The sequence below is a fragment of the Pseudomonadota bacterium genome (genome assembly GCA_027624715.1).
Lineage (GTDB): Bacteria > Pseudomonadota > Gammaproteobacteria > Burkholderiales > Eutrophovitaceae > Eutrophovita.
Genome location: JAQBTV010000018.1, coordinates 1 through 22144, shown reverse-complemented (window position 1 = coordinate 22144; position 22144 = coordinate 1). Strand labels below are relative to the sequence as shown.

Annotated in this window: 19 protein-coding genes, 1 tRNA gene and 1 other RNA gene; 5 read left to right on the top strand and 16 right to left on the bottom strand. The window is 44.3% G+C overall.

Annotated elements, in window-relative coordinates:
- Positions 1-88: 88 nt before the first annotated feature.
- A complete protein-coding gene (locus tag O3A65_08350) occupies positions 89-259 on the top strand; it encodes a hypothetical protein (GenBank protein MDA1332471.1) in 171 nt (56 codons plus the stop codon).
- Positions 260-426: 167 nt separating this feature from the next.
- On the opposite strand, the gene O3A65_08345 is transcribed toward O3A65_08350, so the two are convergent.
- Positions 427-516, bottom strand: a tRNA-Ser gene (locus O3A65_08345).
- 172 nt (positions 517-688) lie between these two features.
- Between O3A65_08345 and O3A65_08340 the strand changes: the two genes are divergently transcribed.
- Positions 689-1375: a Bax inhibitor-1/YccA family protein gene (locus tag O3A65_08340; protein ID MDA1332470.1), complete on the top strand. Its 687-nt coding sequence runs from the start codon at positions 689-691 to the stop codon at positions 1373-1375.
- 43 nt (positions 1376-1418) lie between these two features.
- On the opposite strand, the gene rlmD is transcribed toward O3A65_08340, so the two are convergent.
- From rlmD to gyrA, 15 genes are all read right to left on the bottom strand, one after another.
- Positions 1419-2711, bottom strand: coding sequence for a 23S rRNA (uracil(1939)-C(5))-methyltransferase RlmD (rlmD, locus tag O3A65_08335; GenBank protein ID MDA1332469.1), 1293 nt, complete (start codon positions 2709-2711; stop codon positions 1419-1421).
- 62 nt (positions 2712-2773) lie between these two features.
- Positions 2774-3664, bottom strand: coding sequence for a cysteine synthase CysM (gene cysM, locus O3A65_08330; GenBank protein ID MDA1332468.1), 891 nt, complete (start codon positions 3662-3664; stop codon positions 2774-2776).
- Positions 3665-3680: 16 nt separating this feature from the next.
- A complete protein-coding gene (gene rfaD, locus O3A65_08325; GenBank protein ID MDA1332467.1) occupies positions 3681-4682 on the bottom strand; it encodes an ADP-glyceromanno-heptose 6-epimerase in 1002 nt (333 codons plus the stop codon).
- Positions 4683-5630: a D-glycero-beta-D-manno-heptose-7-phosphate kinase gene (gene rfaE1 / locus O3A65_08320; GenBank protein MDA1332466.1), complete on the bottom strand. Its 948-nt coding sequence runs from the start codon at positions 5628-5630 to the stop codon at positions 4683-4685. It lies immediately after the preceding gene.
- A gap of 57 nt (positions 5631-5687) precedes the next feature.
- The gene (pyrF, locus tag O3A65_08315; protein MDA1332465.1) at positions 5688-6386 is read right to left on the bottom strand and encodes an orotidine-5'-phosphate decarboxylase; all 699 of its coding nucleotides are present in this window, start codon (positions 6384-6386) and stop codon (positions 5688-5690) included.
- Positions 6383-7552, bottom strand: a complete 1170-nt coding sequence (locus O3A65_08310; protein ID MDA1332464.1) for a hypothetical protein — start codon at positions 7550-7552, stop codon at positions 6383-6385. Before O3A65_08310 ends, pyrF begins: the two co-directional genes overlap by 4 nt.
- Before the next feature lie 368 nt (positions 7553-7920).
- Positions 7921-8211 (bottom strand): integration host factor subunit beta, encoded by a 291-nt coding sequence (locus O3A65_08305; protein ID MDA1332463.1) that lies wholly within the window; start codon positions 8209-8211, stop codon positions 7921-7923.
- A 42-nt stretch (positions 8212-8253) separates the two neighbouring features.
- Complete coding sequence (gene rpsA / locus O3A65_08300) at positions 8254-9957, bottom strand: 30S ribosomal protein S1 (protein MDA1332462.1); 1704 nt, start codon at positions 9955-9957, stop codon at positions 8254-8256.
- A 96-nt stretch (positions 9958-10053) separates the two neighbouring features.
- Positions 10054-12030 carry a 3-phosphoshikimate 1-carboxyvinyltransferase gene (gene aroA, locus O3A65_08295; protein MDA1332461.1) on the bottom strand — a complete coding sequence of 659 codons (1977 nt, stop codon included), beginning with the start codon at positions 12028-12030 and terminating at the stop codon, positions 10054-10056.
- Complete coding sequence (locus O3A65_08290) at positions 12027-12902, bottom strand: prephenate dehydrogenase/arogenate dehydrogenase family protein (GenBank protein MDA1332460.1); 876 nt, start codon at positions 12900-12902, stop codon at positions 12027-12029. Before O3A65_08290 ends, aroA begins: the two co-directional genes overlap by 4 nt.
- Positions 12903-12917: 15 nt before the next feature.
- The gene (hisC, locus tag O3A65_08285) at positions 12918-14027 is read right to left on the bottom strand and encodes a histidinol-phosphate transaminase (protein ID MDA1332459.1); all 1110 of its coding nucleotides are present in this window, start codon (positions 14025-14027) and stop codon (positions 12918-12920) included.
- 25 nt (positions 14028-14052) lie between these two features.
- Positions 14053-15114 carry a prephenate dehydratase gene (gene pheA / locus O3A65_08280; GenBank protein ID MDA1332458.1) on the bottom strand — a complete coding sequence of 354 codons (1062 nt, stop codon included), beginning with the start codon at positions 15112-15114 and terminating at the stop codon, positions 14053-14055.
- A gap of 9 nt (positions 15115-15123) precedes the next feature.
- Positions 15124-16308 (bottom strand): 3-phosphoglycerate dehydrogenase family protein, encoded by a 1185-nt coding sequence (locus O3A65_08275; GenBank protein ID MDA1332457.1) that lies wholly within the window; start codon positions 16306-16308, stop codon positions 15124-15126.
- Positions 16309-16318: 10 nt separating this feature from the next.
- Positions 16319-17401 (bottom strand): 3-phosphoserine/phosphohydroxythreonine transaminase, encoded by a 1083-nt coding sequence (gene serC, locus O3A65_08270; GenBank protein ID MDA1332456.1) that lies wholly within the window; start codon positions 17399-17401, stop codon positions 16319-16321.
- 74 nt (positions 17402-17475) lie between these two features.
- Positions 17476-20049, bottom strand: coding sequence for a DNA gyrase subunit A (gyrA, locus tag O3A65_08265; GenBank protein MDA1332455.1), 2574 nt, complete (start codon positions 20047-20049; stop codon positions 17476-17478).
- 273 nt (positions 20050-20322) lie between these two features.
- Here gyrA and ubiG point away from each other — a divergent pair, with 273 nt between their 5' ends.
- From ubiG to ssrA, 3 genes are all read left to right on the top strand, one after another.
- Entirely contained in the window at positions 20323-21024 is a 702-nt protein-coding gene (ubiG, locus tag O3A65_08260) for a bifunctional 2-polyprenyl-6-hydroxyphenol methylase/3-demethylubiquinol 3-O-methyltransferase UbiG (protein MDA1332454.1), read from the top strand.
- A gap of 32 nt (positions 21025-21056) precedes the next feature.
- Complete coding sequence (locus O3A65_08255; protein ID MDA1332453.1) at positions 21057-21641, top strand: YajG family lipoprotein; 585 nt, start codon at positions 21057-21059, stop codon at positions 21639-21641.
- A gap of 85 nt (positions 21642-21726) precedes the next feature.
- Positions 21727-22089, top strand: a transfer-messenger RNA (tmRNA) gene (gene ssrA / locus O3A65_08250).
- Positions 22090-22144: the final 55 nt, after the last annotated feature.

The window sequence follows — 22144 nt, the reverse complement described above, 5'->3', positions numbered from 1 at the left end:
CATTTGGCCAAATTGGGGGGTGGGGGTACGGTGGGGTCTGGATTTCAGGAAATTAAGAAGGGGTACCCCTATTGTTTAATATAGATCTATGAGCAAAGATAAACGTGGTCTTAGAGATGTGGAATTGTCTGGGAAGATTAAGATCCAGACCTTCAAGCAATTTCAACTGAAGCGGCTCATAAAGGATGGCACGGTTATTCCTGCATCAAAGCTAGCGGAAGCCAAGGGATCTAGAGTTACAACGCAGCCGAGACTTTGAGGCATTCATTGCGGATGAGGAACGCCATGGCAAAACTGCAACAACAGCACCAGAAGACAAGTTAAAGAACTTGCCCCTCACTCATGAGAGATTTGAAGATTGATAGGTATGTTTTTAGGTATGTAGGAATAAAAAAATCCATTTAAGGCTTATTTTATATGTTTGTCTGGCGGAAGCGGTGAGATTCGAACTCACGAAGGACTTACGCCCTTGCCGGTTTTCAAGACCGGTGCATTCAACCGCTCTGCCACGCTTCCTGTGTCTCATTATCCCCTATTTTAGACGTATTAACCAAGCGGAAATCTCAGAAATTTTTTCTTATTCATTTATAATAGGAGTTGAGTTTAGCGTTCTCAACTGGCAGTTAGTGTTAGATTTACCAGCTGGCTGAGTTCATTTTCTTTAAAAAAATAAGGGGCTTTAAATCAAATGCAATCAAACGTTCATGCTTCGACCACTAGTGGTGTCTTAGGAGCTCAACAGTTAAAAGTTCTAAGAAACACTTACCTAATGTTGGCTATCACCATGGTCCCCACAATTATTGGGGCATTCGTTGGTATGGCTTCGAGTAGTATTGTTTTCAAGCATCCCATCATAAGCTCACTCATCATGTTAGGTACCGTCATCGGGTTACAGTATGCGATTGCTGCAAATCGCAATAATGGTCTAGGTGCTGCGTTACTTCTCGGCATGACCTTTATCTTAGGATGGTGGTTAGGTCCAATTTTGAATGTAGCACTTTCGTTGAGGAATGGACCTGAACTCATTGGTTTAGCCGCAGCTGGAACCGGAGGTATTATGGTTGTCATGAGCGTAATCGCAACCACATCAAAACGGGATTTCAGCTTTATGGGTAAGTTCCTATTTGTCGGCATGATCGTACTGATCATCGCCATGTTCGCAAATATGTTCCTTCAGATACCGGCCCTTGCTTTAACGATATCAGCTCTGGCCATCTCAGTCTTCTCGATGTTCCTCTTGCACGATGTGAGCCGGATCGTCAACGGAGGAGAAACAAACTACATCATGGCAGCCACGGGTGTCTACATGAGTTTATTTAATATATTCGCAAGCCTACTTCACTTACTAATGGCACTGGCAGGAAATCGAGATTAACAAAGTGAAGTTTAAAAAAAGAGCGCGATTTATCGCGCTTTTTTTATTTCTCAAAGTATGCGATAGATTCAACATGAGACGTATTCGGAAACATGTTGACGATACTCGCTGAGATTAAACGATACCCATGCTCATGTACCAGTATGCTGGCATCCCGCGCTAAGGTAGCTGGATTGCACGACACGTACACTATTTTTTTAGGGCCATTATTCCCTATACGTTTTATGAGCTCCATTGCTCCATCACGTGGAGGATCAATAAGTAGCTTATCAATCGCCCTAAGAGCCTTGTAAGCGGGGCACCCTTCTATAAAAAGGTTAGCAACAACAAACTCACAGCGGTCAGACAATTGGTTACGAATGGCATTAGCAGTTGCCCGATTAATCAGTTCTTGATTCGCTTCAAGTCCAATAACTTGTGCACCACTTCTTGCAATTGCTAATGAAAAATTTCCCAACCCACAAAACAAATCTGCGACACGCTCACCGGGTTGCAACTTGAGTAGGCTAATTGCACGACGAACCAATACCGAATTTACGTCTGTATTAACTTGTGTAAACTCTGATAAACCAAACTCAAACGTCAGGTTCATATCAGGGATACTGTACGTTAAAGCAACTGGAAGTTCAGGATAGATCTGACTCAGCGTCCCAGGTCCTCCACGTTGCGTAAACATGGCCACATCATACTTCTCACCAAACTCCTTCAATGCCTTTAAATCGTCCTCGGACAGGTCTTCTAAAATCCTAAATGCTAGGACATCAACCACATCGCCACAGGCCACCTCTATTTGAGGCACTCGTTCTCGAATGGAAAATGATTCAACTAACGATCTTAGGACTGGTAGAAGCGCTGAAATATGCTTAGGCAGTACCTCACAAGAAGCCATATCCACAACGTAGCTCTTACCCTTTTCACGAAAACCAACCAGAGCTTTATCTTTTTTTATCACATAACGGCTCGACAAACGAGCACGCGAACGATATTGAAATGTGGGGCCACAGATTGGTGACAACATCTGCTCTGGCCTAACCTTTCCAATTCGAATTAGCGCATCCTCAAGTACCCGTTGTTTGATGGCGATCTGTGTTCTTGCATTAATGTGTTGAAAACTGCAGCCACCGCAAATACCAAAATACGAGCATTTCGGACTAATACGCGAGGGAGAAGGAGACTTAATATAAGTAGAGACCCCCATTTCAAAGTTTGGTTTACGTCGCTTAATCTCGACACCCACTGTCTCTTGAGGAAGCGCGTTATCAACAAAGATTACTTTATTGTCATGACGGGCAATACCACGCGCTTCATGATCGACAGATTCAATCAGAACCTCCATAGTGGCACCCACTGGATTACACCCAATCCTAAAAAAAAATCGAGGACACTATGAGTACATCACTAAGCGGGAAAAACACCCATAGACAGATAACGGTCTCCCCTGTCACAAACAATAGAGACGATCGTTGCATTTTCAAGGGTCCCGCATAACTGCAAAGCAACCCACATCGCACCACCAGCCGAGATCCCAGCGAATATTCCCTCTTCTTTTGCCATTCGACGTGTCGTCTCCTCCGCGTCCGTCTGTGACACCTCGATTACTCGATCAACCCGTTTAGGATCAAAAATTTTCGGCAAATAAGCCTCCGGCCACTTTCTGATTCCTGGTATTTGAGACCCATCCGTGGGTTGGCAACCGATAATTTGAATCTTCGGGTTTTTCGTCTTTAGATAGCGAGACACACCCATGATCGTACCTGTAGTGCCCATACTTGAAACAAAATGAGTGATGCGCCCGTCTGTCTGCTCCCAAATTTCTCGTCCTGTATTCTCGTAGTGGGCTAGCGGATTATCGGTATTAGAAAACTGATCAAGAATAACGCCCTCTCCACGTGCTTGCATATCTTCAGCGATATCTCTTGCACCCTCCATACCTTGAGGTTGCGGTGTCAGTATGAATTTTGCGCCAAAAGCAGCCATCGTCTGTCTTCTCTCGATCGACAAGTTTTCTGGCATCACCAAAACCATCTTATACCCCTGCATTGCCGCCACCATTGCCAGAGCAATACCGGTATTACCAGAAGTGGCTTCGATAAGCGTATCTCCCGGTTTAATACGTCCAGCTTCTTCAGCTTTCATGATCATCGACAACGCAGCACGATCTTTTACTGATCCTGCTGGATTATTGCCCTCCAGCTTTCCTAAAACGAAGTTAGTAGTCTGTCCCGGCATTCGTTTTAAACGTACTAAAGGCGTATTACCAACTAAATCATCAAGTGTTTTATAGGACATTTAAGAGTATTACTCTTTAAGAACAATTAGAGATGGTGAGGAAATCAACATACGCCTCTACCCCCGACGCGACATCATGGAAAACGACTTCCGATCCAGAACCTCGTAGCCGCTCTAAATTCGCTTCAGTGAAGCTCTGATAGCTTGAAACCAAACCTTCCGGGAAAGAGCGATACGTAATGATCTGCTGATCTAACATTTCATCCAGCGTCAGCAAACCTTCTCCGTGGCTTTTTCTCACGGCATTTATGGTCGCTACCGCCAATTCGTTAAAGGTTTGCGATTGGCCAGTGCCGCAATTATAGATACCTGATCGATCGGGATGATCTAAAAATTCTAGATTTACCTTCACTACGTCATCCACATAAACAAAATCTCGTCTTTGCTCTCCTGCAGCATACCCGCCACTACCCTCGAATAACTTTAACAAACCGCCCTCGGACATTTGATTAATTAAATGATACGAGACGGACGCCATCTGTCCTTTATGACTTTCTCTAGGACCATACACATTGAAATATCTCAAGCTAACAATTTGTGATTTCGCCTCATGCAGTCTTTCCCGAACGATCTCATCGAAAAGAAATTTAGAATAGCCATATACATTTAACGGAGCCTCGTTGACCCTATCTTCTTTAAAGTGAGTACCCGCACCATAAACTGCAGCAGATGACGCACAAATAAAATGGATCTCGTTCCGAATCGCATAATCCAACAGATCAATTGAGTATTGATAATTATTATCAATCATATAATTACCATTCAATTCCATCGTGTTTGAACAGGCTCCCTGATGAAAAATTGTGGAGACTTTAGCTTCAAATTTATTCTCACGCACGAGATTACGAAACTCATCTTTATGCAGGTACTGCTTAAACTGGCACCCTATTAGATTTTTGAACTTATGAGATGAACCAATATTATCTACAACCCAAATGTCGACGATGCCACGCGCGTTCAAGCCCCGAATCAAATTCGAACCAATGAAGCCTGCACCGCCTGTTACAATCACTGACATCTAATACTCACCCTCAGGAAAAAGCTCATCAAAATTTACCGTGGCAGTTCCAAGCTTACCCACCACAATTCCTGCAGCACGATTAGCAAAAGCTACTGATTCCTCAATATCACAACCACTTGCGAGCATCGCCGCTAAAATTCCAATCACCGTATCTCCTGCGCCGCTGACGTCATAAATTTCTTGCGCTGAAGTAGGAAAGCTCAACGAACGATCCCCTCTGAATAAACTCATGCCCTCCTCACTGCGAGTTAGTAATAAGCCCTTTAAGCGGAGGTCTTCGAGCAATGTATTAACTTTCTGAGTGAGTTCCTCTTCAGACTGCCAAGAGCCAACAACATTTCTTAACTCAGTCTTATTCGGCGTAATGTATGAAGCACCATAATATTTCTCAAAATCAACACCCTTAGGATCAACAAGTACGCATTTATCTGCTTTATTGGCTTCTCTAATCATTTTAGCAATATGCTGCAACCCCCCTTTACCGTAATCTGAAAATACAATTACATCTGCGTCCAATACGAGGTCAGCATAACGCTTTAAGGTTTGGTTTAAAACTTCGTGTGTTGGCGTACTTTCGAAATCAATCCGCACTAACTGTTGACGTTGTGCAATTACACGAGTCTTAATCGTCGTTGAGAGCTTCTTATCAAGAAGCAAGTGTGACTCAATATGATTACGTTCCAACAAGGCCTCTAACTCCCGCCCCTCTTGATCATCACCTCTAACCGAGAGCAATTTTACCTGCGCTCCTTGCTTCGCAATATTCAATGCGACATTACCGGCGCCACCTAGTCGATATTCCGTCTTATCAACCCGCACCACTGGAACAGGTGCCTCGGGAGAGATACGATCAGCACTACCGAACCAATACCGGTCCAGCATCACATCTCCGACAACAAGAATTTGAGCAGACTTTAATCTTTGTTTTAATTCATTAATGTTCATAACAAGCGAATCTACACTCACAGACAGGAAGTGTACTCGGTTTTCTATAAATCCAACTTATATACTATTTTCTATATCCTGTATGACTAAGTTTAATACACTGACTGGATCTTGCGCTTGTGTAATAGGTCGACCGATCACAAGATAATCAGCACCCTGTTTTATCGCTTCAGAAGGCGTCATTACCCGTTTCTGGTCATCGGTGGCAGATCCAGACGGACGAATGCCTGGTGTTACTTTGATAAAAGTGTCGCCAAGCATCATATTAAGTTCCTTAACTTCACTAGCCGAACAGACGACTCCGTCTGCCCCAGATTTTTGAGCTAGATGCGCTAATCGCTTCACCATGTCCAAAGGTTCCTGATTAAATCCAATTGTCTTCAAACCCGCCGCATCCATTGACGTCAATATAGTTACGGCAGTAAGCAAAGATCGATTAGGAGCATTTCCAAGTCCACTTCTTGCTGCCTGAATCATCTCTGCCCCGCCTAAGGCATGTACATTGACCATCCAAACACCAAGATCTCGAGCAGCGGCACAAGCTCGTTCAACTGTATTAGGAATATCGTGATATTTGAGATCTAAGAACACAGAAAAACCCTTCTTGACTAACATCTCAACTGGTCGAGGCCCAAGGGCAGTGAAAAGTTCTTTACCAATCTTTAACCCGCACAGCTCAGGATTAATCAGATCGACAAAACTCATCAAATGTTTCTCGTTTGAAAAATCTACGGCAACAATAACTTTTGATTTCACACATTTCCTTCCGCTTGAACTGATGTTGGCACATAAGTGTCTACCAGCCTGCATGCCGGACACCGCCAGTAGTGCGCTTGCGCACGAAAACCACAATTGTCACAGACATGGGCAGAATCTTGGCCATACTGTTTTGCCACTTCAATAAGCAAATTCACGTCGTCAAGATAACTTTCACTTGAATCTTTTTTAATCAATTCAAGAATAGGAATAGCCCAAGTAACGTTCGAAGTTTGTTTCAAAAATTTACGCGCAAGAGCGCGAGCAGATTCGTGCCCTTCTAACTCGAGACTCAACTTAAAAGTGGCCACCAATACATCATGATTTGAACCAATTTCAATGATTCCCTTAAGCTTTTCTAAACATTGCTTTTGAGATCCCAACTTATCATGGCACTCAATCAGCGAGTCCACTACTAGTCCCAGATAACCTAAAGCGTAATGCTCCAATTTTCCCCATTCATGGATAGCCTCATGATAACGACCTTGCCCTTTGAGAATATCACCCAACACTATTCTAGGTCTGGGAGCTATCGGATTTTCACTTAAAGCCTCATAGAGCCAATATAGAGCTTGGTTGTAGTCCTCTTTGCCTTGATAGCTCAACGCAATTTCGACCATAAAATGTGCAATCTCTGGGCCTTTTGATTCACCAGTGGTTTCTTGTAATTTTCGAGCTACCTCTACAGCATGAACCCAGTCATTCCGGTTCACGTATAGATCCATCATAAGCTTCAACGCTTCCGGCGCATACTCCTTGCTACCGACGCGCTTCAGAAACTCCTCAGCTCGATCATGCATCCCTGCCTTGAAAAAATCCTGGCCCACCGCAAGAATTGCCCTATTTCTTTGGGCACCTGTTAATTCCGGTCTATCGAGTAAGCCTTGATGCACCGCTAGTGCACGCTGTATCTCACCTTTATCGCGAAATAGAACACCAACAGCAAACTGCAACTCAACTGAATCTGGTTCGGCGAGAGAAAGCTTAACTAAAACTTCGACTGCCTTATCTCTTTCTTGGTTGAGTAGGAAGTTTAACCCTTCGATATATATCGATGGAATTTGTCTAGTCTCATTCATGAGCTGCCTGATATCGATCTTAGCCGCAAGCCACCCAAGAAAAAAAAACAACGGGAAAGCGAGCAACCACCAGTTTTCAAAATCCATCGAATATTCCTACATATCTATTGGCGCTTCTTGATAGTTCATCTACTAAACCAAGTCACCGTAGCCTCCAGCACCAAGCCCATCATAAAAACTATAAATATAACTACCGCAAGCGGCAAATCAAACTCATAAACATTAGCAAACTGTAGTGTGACCACTCAAAATTATAGATTGCAAAAACAAAAATTAGAGTAGACGGAAAGGATTAGCTTTAACAAGCCGGATACAAATCTAAGCATGCTATATGACCTCTCCTTATTCAGTAAAATAAGCTACGAAAAGCGAAAAAAAAGCGCTCGAGAAAATTTCGACCGCTCTTCCAACCTACTTTAACATCGACAGTTCTGCATCCAACAATAATTCCGCAATCACATTCCAGATTTAGCATTCACTCTATTCTTAAGCTCTTTCCCGGGCTTAAAGTGCGGTACGTACTTTGGTAACACAGAGACTTGCTCACCGCTCTTAGGGTTTCTCCCATTTCGAGGAGGTCTATAATTCAAAGCAAAACTACCAAATCCCCTAATCTCGGCGCGCTGCCCTTTTTCCAAGGTCGCAAGTACAGCCTCTAATAGCAAACCCACAGAAAATGCGACATCGTCTTCTTTGAATGCAGGCAGCCTTCCCACCAATCGACTTATAAGCTCAGACTTTGTCATACAACCTGTACTCCTTAATACATTTACTTGCAATTGTGATGCTTAATTATTCTCCATTTTTGCCTTAAGCAGAACTCCCAGATTCGTGGTGCCGGCGTTTTCTGTGTCACTATCCAACGCATGCTTCTTAATTGCATCGGTTTCCTCAGCTGCCTCTTTAGCTTTAATAGAAAGATTAACTACGCGGGTCTTCCGGTCTACTGAACTTACCATAGCCTGCACAGTTTGACCTACCGTAAAACCATCGACCGATACCCTCTTGTCTCGCGACAACTCTAAAATCTTAATGAATCCCTCCACATCACCGCCAAGATCAATGACTAAACCCTTAGCATCTAGAGATTTTACGGTACCATCTAAGACAGAACCTTTTTCGAAATCAGAAACAACATTACTACGAGGATCTGCTTCTAGTTGCTTCACACCAAGCGAAATGCGTTCTCGCTCGACATCAATCAACAAGATAATGGCCTCGACCTCATCTCCTTTTTTGTACTTCCGAACAGCATCTTCTCCCGGTTCTGTCCAAGATAAATCTGATGTATGCACCAATCCATCAATACCTCCTAGAAGACCAATAAATATACCAAAATCCGTAATGGATTTAATTGACCCTTTGACACGATCTCCTTTTGTAGCGGTAGCAGCGAATTCATCCCATGGATTTGGTGCGCATTGTTTCATTCCAAGCGAAATTCGACGTCGATCCTCGTCAATCTCAAGAATCATAACTTCCACTTCATCACCCAGCTGAACGATTTTAGCTGGATGCACATTTTTATTCGTCCAGTCCATTTCAGACAAGTGCACAAGACCTTCAATACCAGGCTCGATCTCAACAAATGCTCCGTAATCAGTCAAATTAGATATTTTTCCGTGCAATCTAGTCGTTTTAGGCAACCTTCGTGATAGCCCAGTCCACGGGTCTTCGCCTAATTGTTTCAAACCAAGAGAGACACGACTCTTCTCTTGATCAAATTTAAGTACTTTAGCTTCTACTTCATCACCAATATTCACAATCTCCGAAGGATGCTTGACTCTACGCCATGCCAAATCAGTAATATGTAGCAAACCATCAATACCACCAAGATCAACAAATGCACCATAATCAGTAATGTTTTTAATAACTCCTTTGACTACGGCACCTTCCTGAAGATTCTCAAGGATTTTTTGACGCTCTTCGCCAAGACTATCTTCCAACACTGCACGTCTGGACACGACAACATTATTCCGACGTCGATCTAATTTGATCACCTTAAATTCAAGCGTTTTTTCTTCGTAAGGCGTTGTATCCTTAACTGGTCGTACATCCACTAAAGATCCGGGTAAGAATGCTCGAATAGTGTCCAGCGTAACGGTAAGCCCGCCTTTAACACGCCCAGAAACGAAACCTTCAACAATCGTACCTTCTTCCATTGCCTTTTCCAAACTCAACCACGCGGCCATTCTTTTGGCTTTTTCACGCGATAGTTTAGTCTCACCATATCCGTCCTCAATCGACTCAATAGCCACCGACACATAATCGCCAATTTGTACCTGAAGCAATCCTTTATCATCTTTAAACTCTGCAAGCGCGATATAACTCTCTGACTTCAATCCCGCATTAACTACAACAAAATTATGATCGATACGCGTTACTTCCGCGGTTATTATCTCACCTGCGCGCATTTCTTGGCGCAACAAGCTCTCTTCAAACATTGCTGCAAAACTATCAGTTGCTGGACTTTCAATATTAGTGGTTGTCATAAAATATTTTTTTGGAGACAGTTAACTCAAGAAACAAACACGTTCGACTCTCTCGATTAAAGTTAAAAAAACGCATATCAAACAAGCTCGAAACAATCAGACCGTAGACCCTTGACCAGCTTCTCTATAACTACTTAGGATAGCTTGGACCACTTCGTCGACACTCTTACCTGTACTATCAAGCTCAATAGCGGACTCTGCCTGACGCATCGGAGAGAAGTTTCGAGAACCATCCTCGACATCTCTGCACCTCATCTCAGCGACAAGACCCTCCATATTAACACGGCCATTACTTTCTACCAACTGTAGAAAGCGCCTCCTTGCTCTTTCCTCTAGAGACGCTGTGAGAAAAATTTTCAACTTAGCGTCAGGAAATACCGTCGTCCCCATATCTCGCCCTTCGGCAACCAACCCTGGAGCCCGCCGAACACTCCTCTGAATCCGATACAACCGGCTTCTAATGGCTTCACTTTTCGCAACTTTACTTGCTGCCATAGAGACCTCTTCCTCTCTAATACGTCGTGACACATCCTCACCATTAACAAATAGTAGCCCACCAGAAAATTCAAGACTAATGCCGTTAAGAAAAGTCTCGACAGAAGCGCTATCATCAAGGTCAAGATTAGCGCCACTGTCCAAATAACAAAGACCAATCCCTCGATACAACGCACCGCTATCAAGATAGGAGAAACCTAACCTTTCAGCAGTCTTCTTCCCGACCGTACCCTTACCCGAACCACTCGGGCCATCAATCGTCACCACTGGCGCTTGGAGTACAGACTCTAAAATATCAAAATAATCTGGAAACGTTTTGTTAACACACAGCGGGTTGTTAATTGTAATGTTTAGACCAGCAAAGCAAGCGAGCGAGAAGCACATAGCCATACGATGGTCATCATACGTATCAATACAAACACCCTCGGTAAGCAATGTCGGCGGTTCAATCTCCAAACTACTAACTCCCTCATTTACGGTCGCGCCAAGCTTTCTTAACTCCGTTGCCATAGCGGACAGGCGATCAGTCTCTTTAATACGCCAATTCTCAATATTTCTAAGTTCACATGGTCCGTCAGCAAATAACGCGATCACCGCCAGTGTCATTGCCGCATCTGGAATATGATTAAGGTCCAAATTAAACGCTTTTACACGATTATTTTTTGGCATTGAAACGGATACCCCTCGCTCAGTCCAACTGACGTCAGCACCAATTCGGCTCAAGACATCCAAAAATTGAATATCTCCTTGGATGCTATTTTGCGAGATGTTTTGAACGACAATCGGCCCTCCGCCAAGAAGACCTGCCGCAAAAAAATAAGAGGCACTGCTCACATCAACTTCAATCTCCAAAGCACCGGGGCTGCGATAGACCTGACCCCCATCAATATGAAACTCTGCCCAATCGACGTTCTGCACCGATACGCCAAAAAGCTTCATAAGATCTAACGTCATTTGAACATATGGCTTAGAAACCAATATACCTGTCACTTTTATCGAAACACCTCGACCCAATAAAGGAAGCGAGAGTAATAGGCCGGAAAGGAATTGGCTCGAAACATCACCCCGCACTTCTATAGGTGCATCAAATTTTAGTCTGTTACTTTTTTTTACTCTTAGCGGCAAAAAATTCTTTTGGTTCTCATAGCTGATGTTAGCTCCAATATTCGTTAGTGCATCAACCAAGTCGCCGATAGGTCGTTCATGCATTCGAGGCACACCGCGAATATCGTATTGACCTTGGCCAAGTGCAAGCACGGGCACTAGAGATCGCACTGCAGTCCCCGCATTACCCAGGAACAGGTCAGCTATCTGATTAGGAAATACACCACCACATCCAGTTACGCTCGTCGTGTCGTACGCAACAGAGATCGTTAAGCCTAATGTACGCAATGCGTCGATCATGACTCGCGTATCGTCCGAATGAAGCAGGCCCTTGAGTTCGGTAACCCCGGTGGAGAGTGCAGCAAGAATAAGACCACGATTCGAAATACTCTTGGAACCCGGAATAACGACAGTCCCAGCAGCACCATACGGGGCTCCTAGAGTGATCTTTTGATCATCCCGAGAAAGGATCATTGCTTTGATGCCCAGTTATTACGAGCGATAGCAGCCGTATCAAATATCCGCTGTAGCTCTCCATAATTTCCCGAGTGTAGTAATTCACTAATTGTCTCAAGACTTGCAATGAATGATTCAACATCATTAACAATGTGCTCATGGTTAGCTCGACAAATATCGACCCACATTTCAGGAGAGCTTCCGGCAATACGTGAAAAATCGCGGAAGCCACCCGCTGCAAAATCAAACAATTCGGCAGAATCACTCCTACGATTCATCATTTCAACTAAAGCATAAGAAACCACATGCGGTAGATGACTGACTGCAGAAAAAATCTTATCGTGCTTATCTGCAGACATCGCACTCACATGGGCTCCGCAGGATTGCCACAAATCTCTAACAATACTTAATACTGTAGCGCGAGTTTGTGACAATGGGCATAAAACTACATTTTTTCCTTCAAACAAATTTGCTTCAGCAGCTGACGCTCCCGTTTTTTCCGATCCAGCTATAGGGTGTCCAGGTACAACGAATCCAGCTCGCTCTGGGATAACCTCCTCCACCATTCTCTTGAAATCAACCTTGGTGCTACCAACGTCCGTTATGATCGCGTCAGTATTAGTACTCAATTTAATTTCATGCAAGACCGACTCAACCTGCTTCACCGGCACCGCAACTAACACTATGCTCGCATTCGTAACCGCCGATTGAATGTCTGTGGCCACCTCATCAATTAAACCCGTCTCTAGCGCACAAGCCATATTTTGATGACTGCGTCCGACTCCTACTACCTTACCTACCGAGCCATCGCGCTTCAACCGCGAAGCTACCGATCCTCCGATCAACCCGACGCCTATTATTGTGATTTGTTCTAAGTGAAATTTTTTCATATCGTTGCCTACCTGCTAGCGCTTTTCGTTAAGAACAGCTTCGAGCTCTTCGCAAAATCTTTCATTTTCTTCTGTTAAGCCAATACTCACTCGCAGATGATTAGGGAGGCCGTAGCCCAATAGCGGTCTGACAATGACACCACGCTTAAGCAGTCGTTGATAAACCTCTATCCCCTCTTGATCAAACTCGAACGTCAAAAAATTACCACGTGACGGGATGAACGCTAGTTCTAATTTTTCAGCAAAAGATACAAATTGATGCATACCAAGATCATTCATTCGTACTGAGTCCCGAACAAATTCATCATCTAGCAACGAAGTGCGCGCAGCGGCTAGTCCATAACTATTGACATTAAAAGGTTGACGAACTCGATTCAAAATTTCTGCAACGCTGGGATTAGCGATTCCATATCCAACTCTAAGCGATGCCAAACCGTAGATTTTTGAAAATGTACGCGTCACGAGAAGATTCGGAAAACGCTTGACCCAGTTGACACTTTCCGACTGAAGCTCTAAAGGTAAGTACTCGTAGTATGCTTCATCCAGAATAATTAAAATATGTTCTGAAACTTGTTCTATAAAACTAAGTATGTCTCGAGGCGACAGAAATGTGCCTGTCGGATTATTTGGGTTTGAAATAAAAATAACACGGGTATTTTTCTGAATGGCATCAAACATTCGTGCCAGATCATGACTATAATTCGTAGCAGGCACTTCAATACCCTGAGCGGCACGACTTTGGGTAGCCAGTTTATTGACTACAAAACAAAACTCTGAATAAACTGCGGAGCGATCTCGATCCAAGAAAGCAATAGAAGCGATTTCGAGCACATCATTCGATCCATTACCCAGAATCAAATAGTCGGACGGAATGCCTAATTTGGCGCTCAACTGTTGCTTGAGTGCAAAGCCACTACCATCTGGATAGCGTGCTACCTCCTCTAGCTCGTTCATGAAAGCTCCAATGACAGACTTACTGCAACCTAGCGGATTCTCGTTCGACGCCAACTTAATGATGGCCGCAGGATCAAGAGATAGTTCTCTTGCGAGTTCGCCTATTGGCTTGCCAGGCTGGTAGGGAGCAATAGTACGAACACAATCTAGAGGTAGAAGAGATTTTGCCATGGCATTAAACGATATGACCCAAGATTTAAACTGCCTTAGGGTAAGATCCAAGTATTTTAAATAATCCAGACTTAGACTGAATATCAGACAATGCTGCCTGTATGGCCTTATCATCCTGATGGCCTTCAAGATCAATAAAGAACATATACTCCCAAAGCCCTAAACCCGAAGGTCTGGATTCGAGACGAGTCATGCTGATACCACTTTTAGCCAAAGGCTCAAGTAACCTTAGAATTGCCCCTGGTTTATGTTGAGCCGCAAGAACTATTGAGGTCTTATCACTACCCGATGTCCCAACTACGGACTTGGAAATTACACCAAAGCGCGTTGTGTTGTCCGGCTTATCCTCAATCGACGAATGAATAACCGTCAGCCCATAGCGCTCTCCAGCAATACGTCCAGCAATCGCAGCCGACCGTGCTTCTGAAGCGACCAATTGTGCGGCAGCAGCATTACTCGCTACAGGGATCAGTTGCGCAGATGCGAAGTGCTGACCCAACCACTTCTGACACTGCGAAAAGCTCTGAGAATGTGAGTAGATTTTATCAATATTCTCAGGTTTTTCTTTGCTTAGTAAATTATGTCGGACAGGCAATCCGATTTCCCCACACAGCTTCAAAGAACTCTCGAAGAGCAAATCAAGTGTGCGACTGATCGCACCTTCGGTTGAGTTTTCCAGCGGGACAACCCCATGAGATGCAACATCTGAGCCAACAGACTTAAATACATCATCAATATTTGGGCAATAGATCAAATTGATCTGTGAACCAAACTGCTTTATTACGGCCTCTTCACTAAACGTTCCTGCAGGGCCTAAGCACGCAACATTAAGCAGTGCTTCCTGCGCTCGACACGAAGAGATGACTTCTGTAAAAAGATGAGAGATGGTGTCATTCGACAAAGGCCCTTGATTTTTCTCATGGAGCCTACGATGGACTTGGGCCTCTCTCTCCGGCCGATAAACAATTCCCTGCTTTTTAGCCTCTCCGACCTGCCGCGCTATTTCGGCACGCTTATTCAGCAGAGTCAGAAGCGAATCATCAATTATGTCGATCTGCTGCCGTAAATCGGATATTGGATCGCTCATATTTCGTCGCTACGCTCCATTTAAGTAACGAACACGTTTTACGCCCTCGATAGCCTTAATCGTAACCAAAACATTATCACTAACAGGACTATCTAGGTCAACTAAGGTGATTGCAATCTCATTTAAAGATTTATTGATCATATTATTGATGTTGAGCTTAGCGTCACCCAGCACTGTTGATATCTGACTGACCATATGAGGAACATTTTCATTAATTACAACGATCCTATAAAGGGACTCGCGCGTCATGAAGACATTAGGAAAATTAACCGAGTTAACGACATTCCCATCCTCCAGGTAGCTCCGGATCTGATCAACGACCATCGTCGCACAGTTTTCCTCAGCCTCAATTGTAGAGGCCCCTAAGTGGGGTAGCGCAATAACACCATCGACGCCAATAAGCGAATCGTTTGGAAAGTCACATATATATTGTTTTATTTTTTTTGCAAGGAGAGCCTTGACCAAAGCCACGTTATCAACAACAGCTCCTCTAGAGAAATTTAACAATACAGTGTGAGCGCTCATCAATGCCAAACAATCTTCGTCGATTAGATTCCTAGTCGCATCGTTTAACGGTACATGCAGAGAAATAAAGTCAGACTTGCGCACCAAGCTAGAAATGGATCCGGCCTTAACCACTCCTGAGGGCAAGCCCCATGCAGCATCGACGGTGATGCCTGGATCGTAGCCTACCACCCGCATACCAAGCCTCAAAGCCACATCAGCAACTAAGCTACCAATCTTTCCTAGTCCGATAATACCTAACGTACGACCAGGCAATTCACGTCCTGCGTACTTCTTTTTGCCCTGTTCTACGTTTTTTGAAAGTTCCCCATCAACTTTCAAATTTCTAACAAAATCTATGGCACCAACCAAATTTCTACTTGACAACAGCAAACCCGAAAGGACCAATTCTTTTACAGCATTAGCATTGGCTCCAGGCGTATTAAATACCGGCACAGCCAAGCCAGCCAGCCGGGTAATATCAATATTGTTTGTACCTGCTCCTGCTCGCCCCACCGCCAACAAATTTTTAGATGGCTCAAACTCGAGCAAATTTGCTGAACGCACCAAGATTGCATGCGGATCTTCAATATCAGACCCGTGAACATAACAATTTTCCGGAAGACGACTAAGTCCCGCATTAGAAATGTTGTTTAAAGTTTGAATTTTAAAAATTGCATCTAGAGACATTATAAATTCCTTAGCCGTGTTTCTTTTCAAAGTCCTGCATAAACCCTAAAAGTACCTCGACACCTTCAAGAGGCATCGCGTTATAAATGGACGCCCGTATACCGCCGACCGACCGATGCCCTTTTAACTGCAATAAACCACTATCTTTCGCATCTTTCAAAAATAAATCTTCTAGACTGTCATCATGAATCCTGAAAGGAATATTCATACGGGACCGATACCGCTTATCAATTGGACTACGATAAAAACCAGTTCTGTCAATCTGATCGTAGATCAGTGATGATTTTTTAATATTCATCTGCTCGATTACGGATAACCCACCCAACTCTTCAAGCCACTTAAATACTAATCCGGACATGTACATCGCATAAGTCGGTGGCGTATTAAACATCGACTCGTTATCGGATTGCACCTTGTAACTAAACATCGAGGGTAACTCCGAAGAGACTCGCTCTAACAAATCCTTGAGAACAATCACAATCGTCAAACCAGCTGGACCAATATTTTTCTGTGCCCCAGCATAGATCAGTCCAAACTGAGACACGTCAAGCGGTCTAGATAAAATATGTGAGGACATGTCAGCAACCAACGGCGAGGGTAGATCTGACGGATAGTCATGAAACTCCACTCCTCCAATTGTCTCATTCGATGTGATGTGCACATAGCTGCCATCAGCACTTAAATTCCAACTATCAAATGAAGGAATATCCGAAAAATTACCTTCCTCAGATGTGGCTGCAATATTCACCGCGCCGATCTTTTTACCTTCATTAATGGCCTTCTTAGACCATTGGCCTGTACAGATGTAATCTGCAACTTTAGCACCATGCAGCAAATTCATGGGAATCATTGAAAATTGCGTCGATGCTCCACCTTGCAAAAAAAGAACTTGGTACTTATCACTTAACCCAATGAGTGATCTCAAATGCCGCTCGGCATCCTCGGCGATACTTAAGAACTCCTTGCCGCGATGACTCATCTCCATAACAGACATACCGGAGCCTGACCAATCAAGAATTTCCTCTCGAGCCTGCTCTAGTACTACTTTTGGTAATACCGCAGGGCCTGCGCTAAAGTTATATATCGTGCTCAAACCAAACCTCTAAAACGTGAATATTTATCAATCTAAAGCGCAAAAAAACGTTGGCAGCTTACTTGAAAAGGGATCTAATCGCTCGAGTCTTCCCCCTCGACATCTCCCTCGATGACGACCTGCTCTTCAACCTTAACTAGACTGGACAACTTCTCATCAGATCCTAAATTAATGAGCCGCACACCTTGGGTCGAACGACCCATTTCTCGGATCTCGCTGACTGAAGTTCGTATCAACACACCACCCGTAGTGATTAACATCACCTCGTCTTTTTCAGAAACTAATTTTGCTGATACTACTCGTCCATTTCGCACACTCGTTTGAATCGCGGCCATCCCCTTTGTACCTCGACCATGCCTCGTATACTCAGCCACTTTCGTGCGCTTACCATAACCATTCTCCGTTGCAGTCAACACGCTTTGCTCTTCATCGTCGGCAACGACAAGCGAGATGAGCAACTCAGTGTCCGGCAATCGCATTCCACGAACCCCGCGAGCTGTTCTACCCATTGCGCGAACATTGCCTTCTGAAAACCGAACTGCTTTTCCCCCATCAGAGAACAACATGATGTCGTTCTTACCGTTGGTAATCGATACACCAATCAGATGATCGCCATCTTCCAGATCTACAGCAATAATACCCATCTGTCGCGGACGCGAGAAATGCGAGAGTGGTGTTTTCTTTACCACCCCACGACTAGTTGCCATAAATACGAAACGTTGATCATCAAATTCTTTCACCGGCAAGACAGCAGTGATTTTTTCGCCTTCAGCCAACTGCAGAATATTTACAATTGGCTTACCCCGACTGGCACGACTCGCCTGTGGCAACTCATAGACTTTCAACCAATACATTCGCCCAAGGTCAGAAAAGCACAGAATATAGTCATGCGTATGCGCAACAAATAAGTTATCGACAAAATCATCATCCTTTGTCTTTGTTGCTTGCCTACCTCGCCCTCCGCGACGCTGCGCCTCATAATCACTCAACGGTTGCGACTTAATGTAACCCGTATGAGATAACGTAACGACCAAGTCCTCTGGGGTGATGAGATCCTCTAAAGAGATGTCTTGTGCATTGACCTCAATCACACTGCGTCGATCGTCCCCGAAATCAGCTCGAGTTTGGGCTAACTCACCTTTAATAATTTCTCTGATCCGGTCAGTATTTTTGAGGATATCCTCTAGGTCGACAATTGTATCAATCACATCCCGATATTCCTGTTCGATTTTTTGCTGCTCAAGGCCTGTCAAGCGTTGCAACTGCATCTCCAAAATCCTCTGCGCCTGAATGTCGGACAAATGGTATCCATCTCGCTTTAAACCATATGCGCCAAGAAGCTCTAAATCCTCACCGATGCCTCGCGCCAGTAACGCTTCCACCAACTCAGATCGCCACACCCGATCCATAAGTCCTGCTTTTGCATCAGGGGGACTCGGCATCGATTTGATCAATACAACAATATCGTCGACATTAGATAGTGCTACCGCCAAGCCTTCGAGAATATGTGCTCGCTGTCTTGCCTTGCTAAGCTCATACGCTGTACGTCGTGTGACAACCTCTTTTCGATGTCGAATAAATTCCCAAATGAAGTCTTTCAAGTTAAGAATCTTCGGTTGGCCATCGACCAAAGCCACCATATTCATACCAAAAGAATCTTGCAGCTGCGTATCTTTGAATAAATTATTCAGGATTACCTCGGCGATCTCTCCGCGCTTGAGTTCCAACACGACACGCATGCCCGACTTGTCAGACTCATCTCTGATGCCAGTTGGCGAAATACCTTCGATCCGTTTGTCCCGAACAAGCTCCCCGATACGCATAAGTAGTGAGGACTTGTTCACTTGATAGGGTAATTCATCGATAATGATTGCCTGGCGACCGCCCGCTAAATCAATATCTTCGATGTGGGTCTTTCCTCGCATGAGCACTCGGCCTCGCCCCGTCCGGTAGGCTTCCTTAACACCCACCGTTCCATAGACAATTCCTTTTGTCGGAAAATCTGGCGCGGGGATAATCTCCATGAGTTCATCAACGCTTATCGCGGGATTGTCAATCAGAGCAAGACACCCATCAATCACCTCACATAAATTATGAGGCGGGATATTTGTCGCCATCCCCACAGCGATGCCGGATGAACCGTTGACGAGCAGGTTGGGTATCTTTGAGGGCATAACGAGAGGCTCATGCTCTTTGCCGTCGTAGTTCGGCCCGAAATCGACCGTTTCTTTATCTAAATCCGTAAGTATTTCTGCTGCAAGCTTTTGAAGACGACACTCGGTGTAACGCATAGCCGCTGCGTTATCACCATCAACCGACCCGAAGTTACCCTGCCCATCGATCAACGTGTATCGAAGACTAAAGTCTTGCGCCATACGCACCAACGTGTCGTAGATAGCACTATCGCCGTGAGGGTGATATTTACCCATGACCTCACCCACTACACGCGCACACTTTACATACGGGCGATTCCATTGGTTATTCGACTCATACATGGCATAAAGAATTCTGCGGTGCACAGGCTTTAACCCATCACGAACATCGGGTAATGCGCGCCCTACGATTACGCTCATCGCGTAATCTAAATACGAACGACGCATCTCCTCTTCCAAACTGATCGGCAACGTCTCTTTAGCGAATTGCTCCATGCGAAATTTCTTAACGATTTAGGTTGATAAATACCATGTTAGACCACTTATTCACGCATAAAATATCTAAGAATTTTATACCGTTTGTGGCCCCTTTCTACTCACGCGTAAGGATACCACACCCAGCACTTTTTTAGAGGACTCTTTTAGGCTAATCCGCCCAGATATAAAACACAAAAATACAGACAAAAATACACTTTCAAACTGGCTATTTTGCATTTGGAGTGTAGCATAGAGGATGCTTAACAATTTTTAACCGCCCCATTATAGATTATGGAAATAAATGTTGACCCTTCGGAAATTAAAAAATTTGAAGCTCTGGCGCATCGCTGGTGGGATCCGAATAGCGAATTTAAGCCACTGCATCAAATTAACCCGCTTAGGCTAAGCTTTATAGAATCAATCGTTAGCCTGGATGATAAAGACATCCTAGATGTCGGTTGCGGGGGCGGCATACTCTCTGAAAGCCTATCGAGAAAAGGAGCTCGCGTAGTCGGCATCGACATGGCTGAGAAAGCATTAAACGTTGCCAAGCTGCATCTACATGAGAGTCGCTTAAATATCACTTATGAAAAATCATCCGCGGAGGACTTCAGCGCGAAATATGCCGGGCGCTTTGATGTCGTTACCTGTATGGAAATGCTGGAGCATGTGCCAGATCCAATCAGCGTCGTCCGCGCATGCGCTGAATTAGTAAAACCAGGGGGATGGACAATATTTTCTACAATATCAAAGACTCCAAAGGCATTTCTATTTGCCATCGTTGGCGCAGAACACATATTGAAGCTTCTACCCGCAGGCACTCACGAATACCAAAAATTCATAAGACCTTCTATACTTAGCCAGATGATACGAAAGTCCGGGCTCAAGGTAGAAAAAACAAAGGGGATGAGGTACAACCCAATAACACAGGTCTATTCACTCACCGAAAACTTAAATGTAAATTATATGTTAGTCGCTCGCAAGTTAGTCTAGTTTGCTACAGTAACCGATAGGAGATTGAAAACATGTATAGCTCAATAACAAAACAGCCATACCTCGCACTTTCTTTTCTTGCCATCACGATTTCAAGCTGCGCGTATGGACCACAATTTATCAATCTGAATCCTGACATTTTTATTACAAATCAAGCAGAAGTAAAAAGTACATCCGTAAATTTGAGCGTAAAGGACTCAAGAGCAAATAAAACACTCGGCGTCACGGGAGACAAGTCTGCGCAATTTGACATATCAATCAAAGGAGATATTGAAGCCATACTCAACTCCAAAATGGTCGCAGCACTTGAAAAACAGGGTATTCAAGCGGTCAGTGGAGATTCGAACCCTAAGAAATTTCTCATCGAACTTGAACAACTCATGCTCAATTCGATCAAGAACCCCCGGTTTGGTTATGTGACCACACTTAATGTGGAGATTGTCGCATCCATCGTAAATGGCAATAAAAAATACTCTAAGCGCTATACCGTTTCAACAGAGAAAGAATTAGGCAGTGTGTCGTCTTCACGCGACAGTACAAAACTGGTTAATGACGCCATGTCCCAAGCATTATCATCCATCGTAAACGACGACGCGCTATTGCGCGCCCTGGATTAATGAAAAGCGGTCGAAATGCATATTTTTAAACACCTTCGAATAAAACTGGTTAGTCCCCTTGGGATCGTTTAAACTAAGCTCAGTTGGGGGCGACCTGGTTTCGACGTGGGTTGCGAAACAGCTCGGTGCATGTCAAGGTCCAGTCACCTTGTAAATCAGCTGGAAAACGTACAGTCGCAAACGACGAACGTTACGCTCTAGCCGCCTAATACCGGCTAGACTCCGCGCCAGCTTTCTCTTGGGTTGAGTTGGGTAACCAACAGCGGAGTCATAAACGAGAGATCGTGGAATCCGGGGTTACTTCGGATCTCATTAAACTAAAGGTAGCTCGTTGTCTTCAGGTCTGTCGATCAACCTGACGCTGATTAAATTTAATGATCTGACTAAGCATGTAGTACCGACTGCAGAGGACTTGCGGACGGGAGTTCGATTCTCCCCGCCTCCACCATTCATCTATTGCGGTATTTTGAGTGCCCAAATATGCTATGTTGTAACATTAAAAG

Excerpts from the sequence above, each read along its gene's own strand:
- O3A65_08350 (MDA1332471.1), top strand. The coding sequence starts at position 89 with ATGAGCAAAGATAAACGTGGTCTTAGAGATGTGGAATTGTCTGGGAAG.
- O3A65_08340 (MDA1332470.1), top strand. The coding sequence starts at position 689 with ATGCAATCAAACGTTCATGCTTCGACCACTAGTGGTGTCTTAGGAGCT.
- rlmD (MDA1332469.1), bottom strand. The coding sequence starts at position 2,711 with ATGGAGGTTCTGATTGAATCTGTCGATCATGAAGCGCGTGGTATTGCC.
- cysM (MDA1332468.1), bottom strand. The coding sequence starts at position 3,664 with ATGTCCTATAAAACACTTGATGATTTAGTTGGTAATACGCCTTTAGTA.
- rfaD (MDA1332467.1), bottom strand. The coding sequence starts at position 4,682 with ATGTCAGTGATTGTAACAGGCGGTGCAGGCTTCATTGGTTCGAATTTG.
- rfaE1 (MDA1332466.1), bottom strand. The coding sequence starts at position 5,630 with ATGAACATTAATGAATTAAAACAAAGATTAAAGTCTGCTCAAATTCTT.
- O3A65_08310 (MDA1332464.1), bottom strand. The coding sequence starts at position 7,552 with ATGGATTTTGAAAACTGGTGGTTGCTCGCTTTCCCGTTGTTTTTTTTT.
- O3A65_08305 (MDA1332463.1), bottom strand. The coding sequence starts at position 8,211 with ATGACAAAGTCTGAGCTTATAAGTCGATTGGTGGGAAGGCTGCCTGCA.
- rpsA (MDA1332462.1), bottom strand. The coding sequence starts at position 9,957 with ATGACAACCACTAATATTGAAAGTCCAGCAACTGATAGTTTTGCAGCA.
- aroA (MDA1332461.1), bottom strand. The coding sequence starts at position 12,030 with ATGATCCTTTCTCGGGATGATCAAAAGATCACTCTAGGAGCCCCGTAT.
- O3A65_08290 (MDA1332460.1), bottom strand. The coding sequence starts at position 12,902 with ATGAAAAAATTTCACTTAGAACAAATCACAATAATAGGCGTCGGGTTG.
- hisC (MDA1332459.1), bottom strand. The coding sequence starts at position 14,027 with ATGGCAAAATCTCTTCTACCTCTAGATTGTGTTCGTACTATTGCTCCC.
- pheA (MDA1332458.1), bottom strand. The coding sequence starts at position 15,114 with ATGAGCGATCCAATATCCGATTTACGGCAGCAGATCGACATAATTGAT.
- O3A65_08275 (MDA1332457.1), bottom strand. The coding sequence starts at position 16,308 with ATGTCTCTAGATGCAATTTTTAAAATTCAAACTTTAAACAACATTTCT.
- gyrA (MDA1332455.1), bottom strand. The coding sequence starts at position 20,049 with ATGGAGCAATTCGCTAAAGAGACGTTGCCGATCAGTTTGGAAGAGGAG.
- ubiG (MDA1332454.1), top strand. The coding sequence starts at position 20,323 with ATGGAAATAAATGTTGACCCTTCGGAAATTAAAAAATTTGAAGCTCTG.
- O3A65_08255 (MDA1332453.1), top strand. The coding sequence starts at position 21,057 with ATGTATAGCTCAATAACAAAACAGCCATACCTCGCACTTTCTTTTCTT.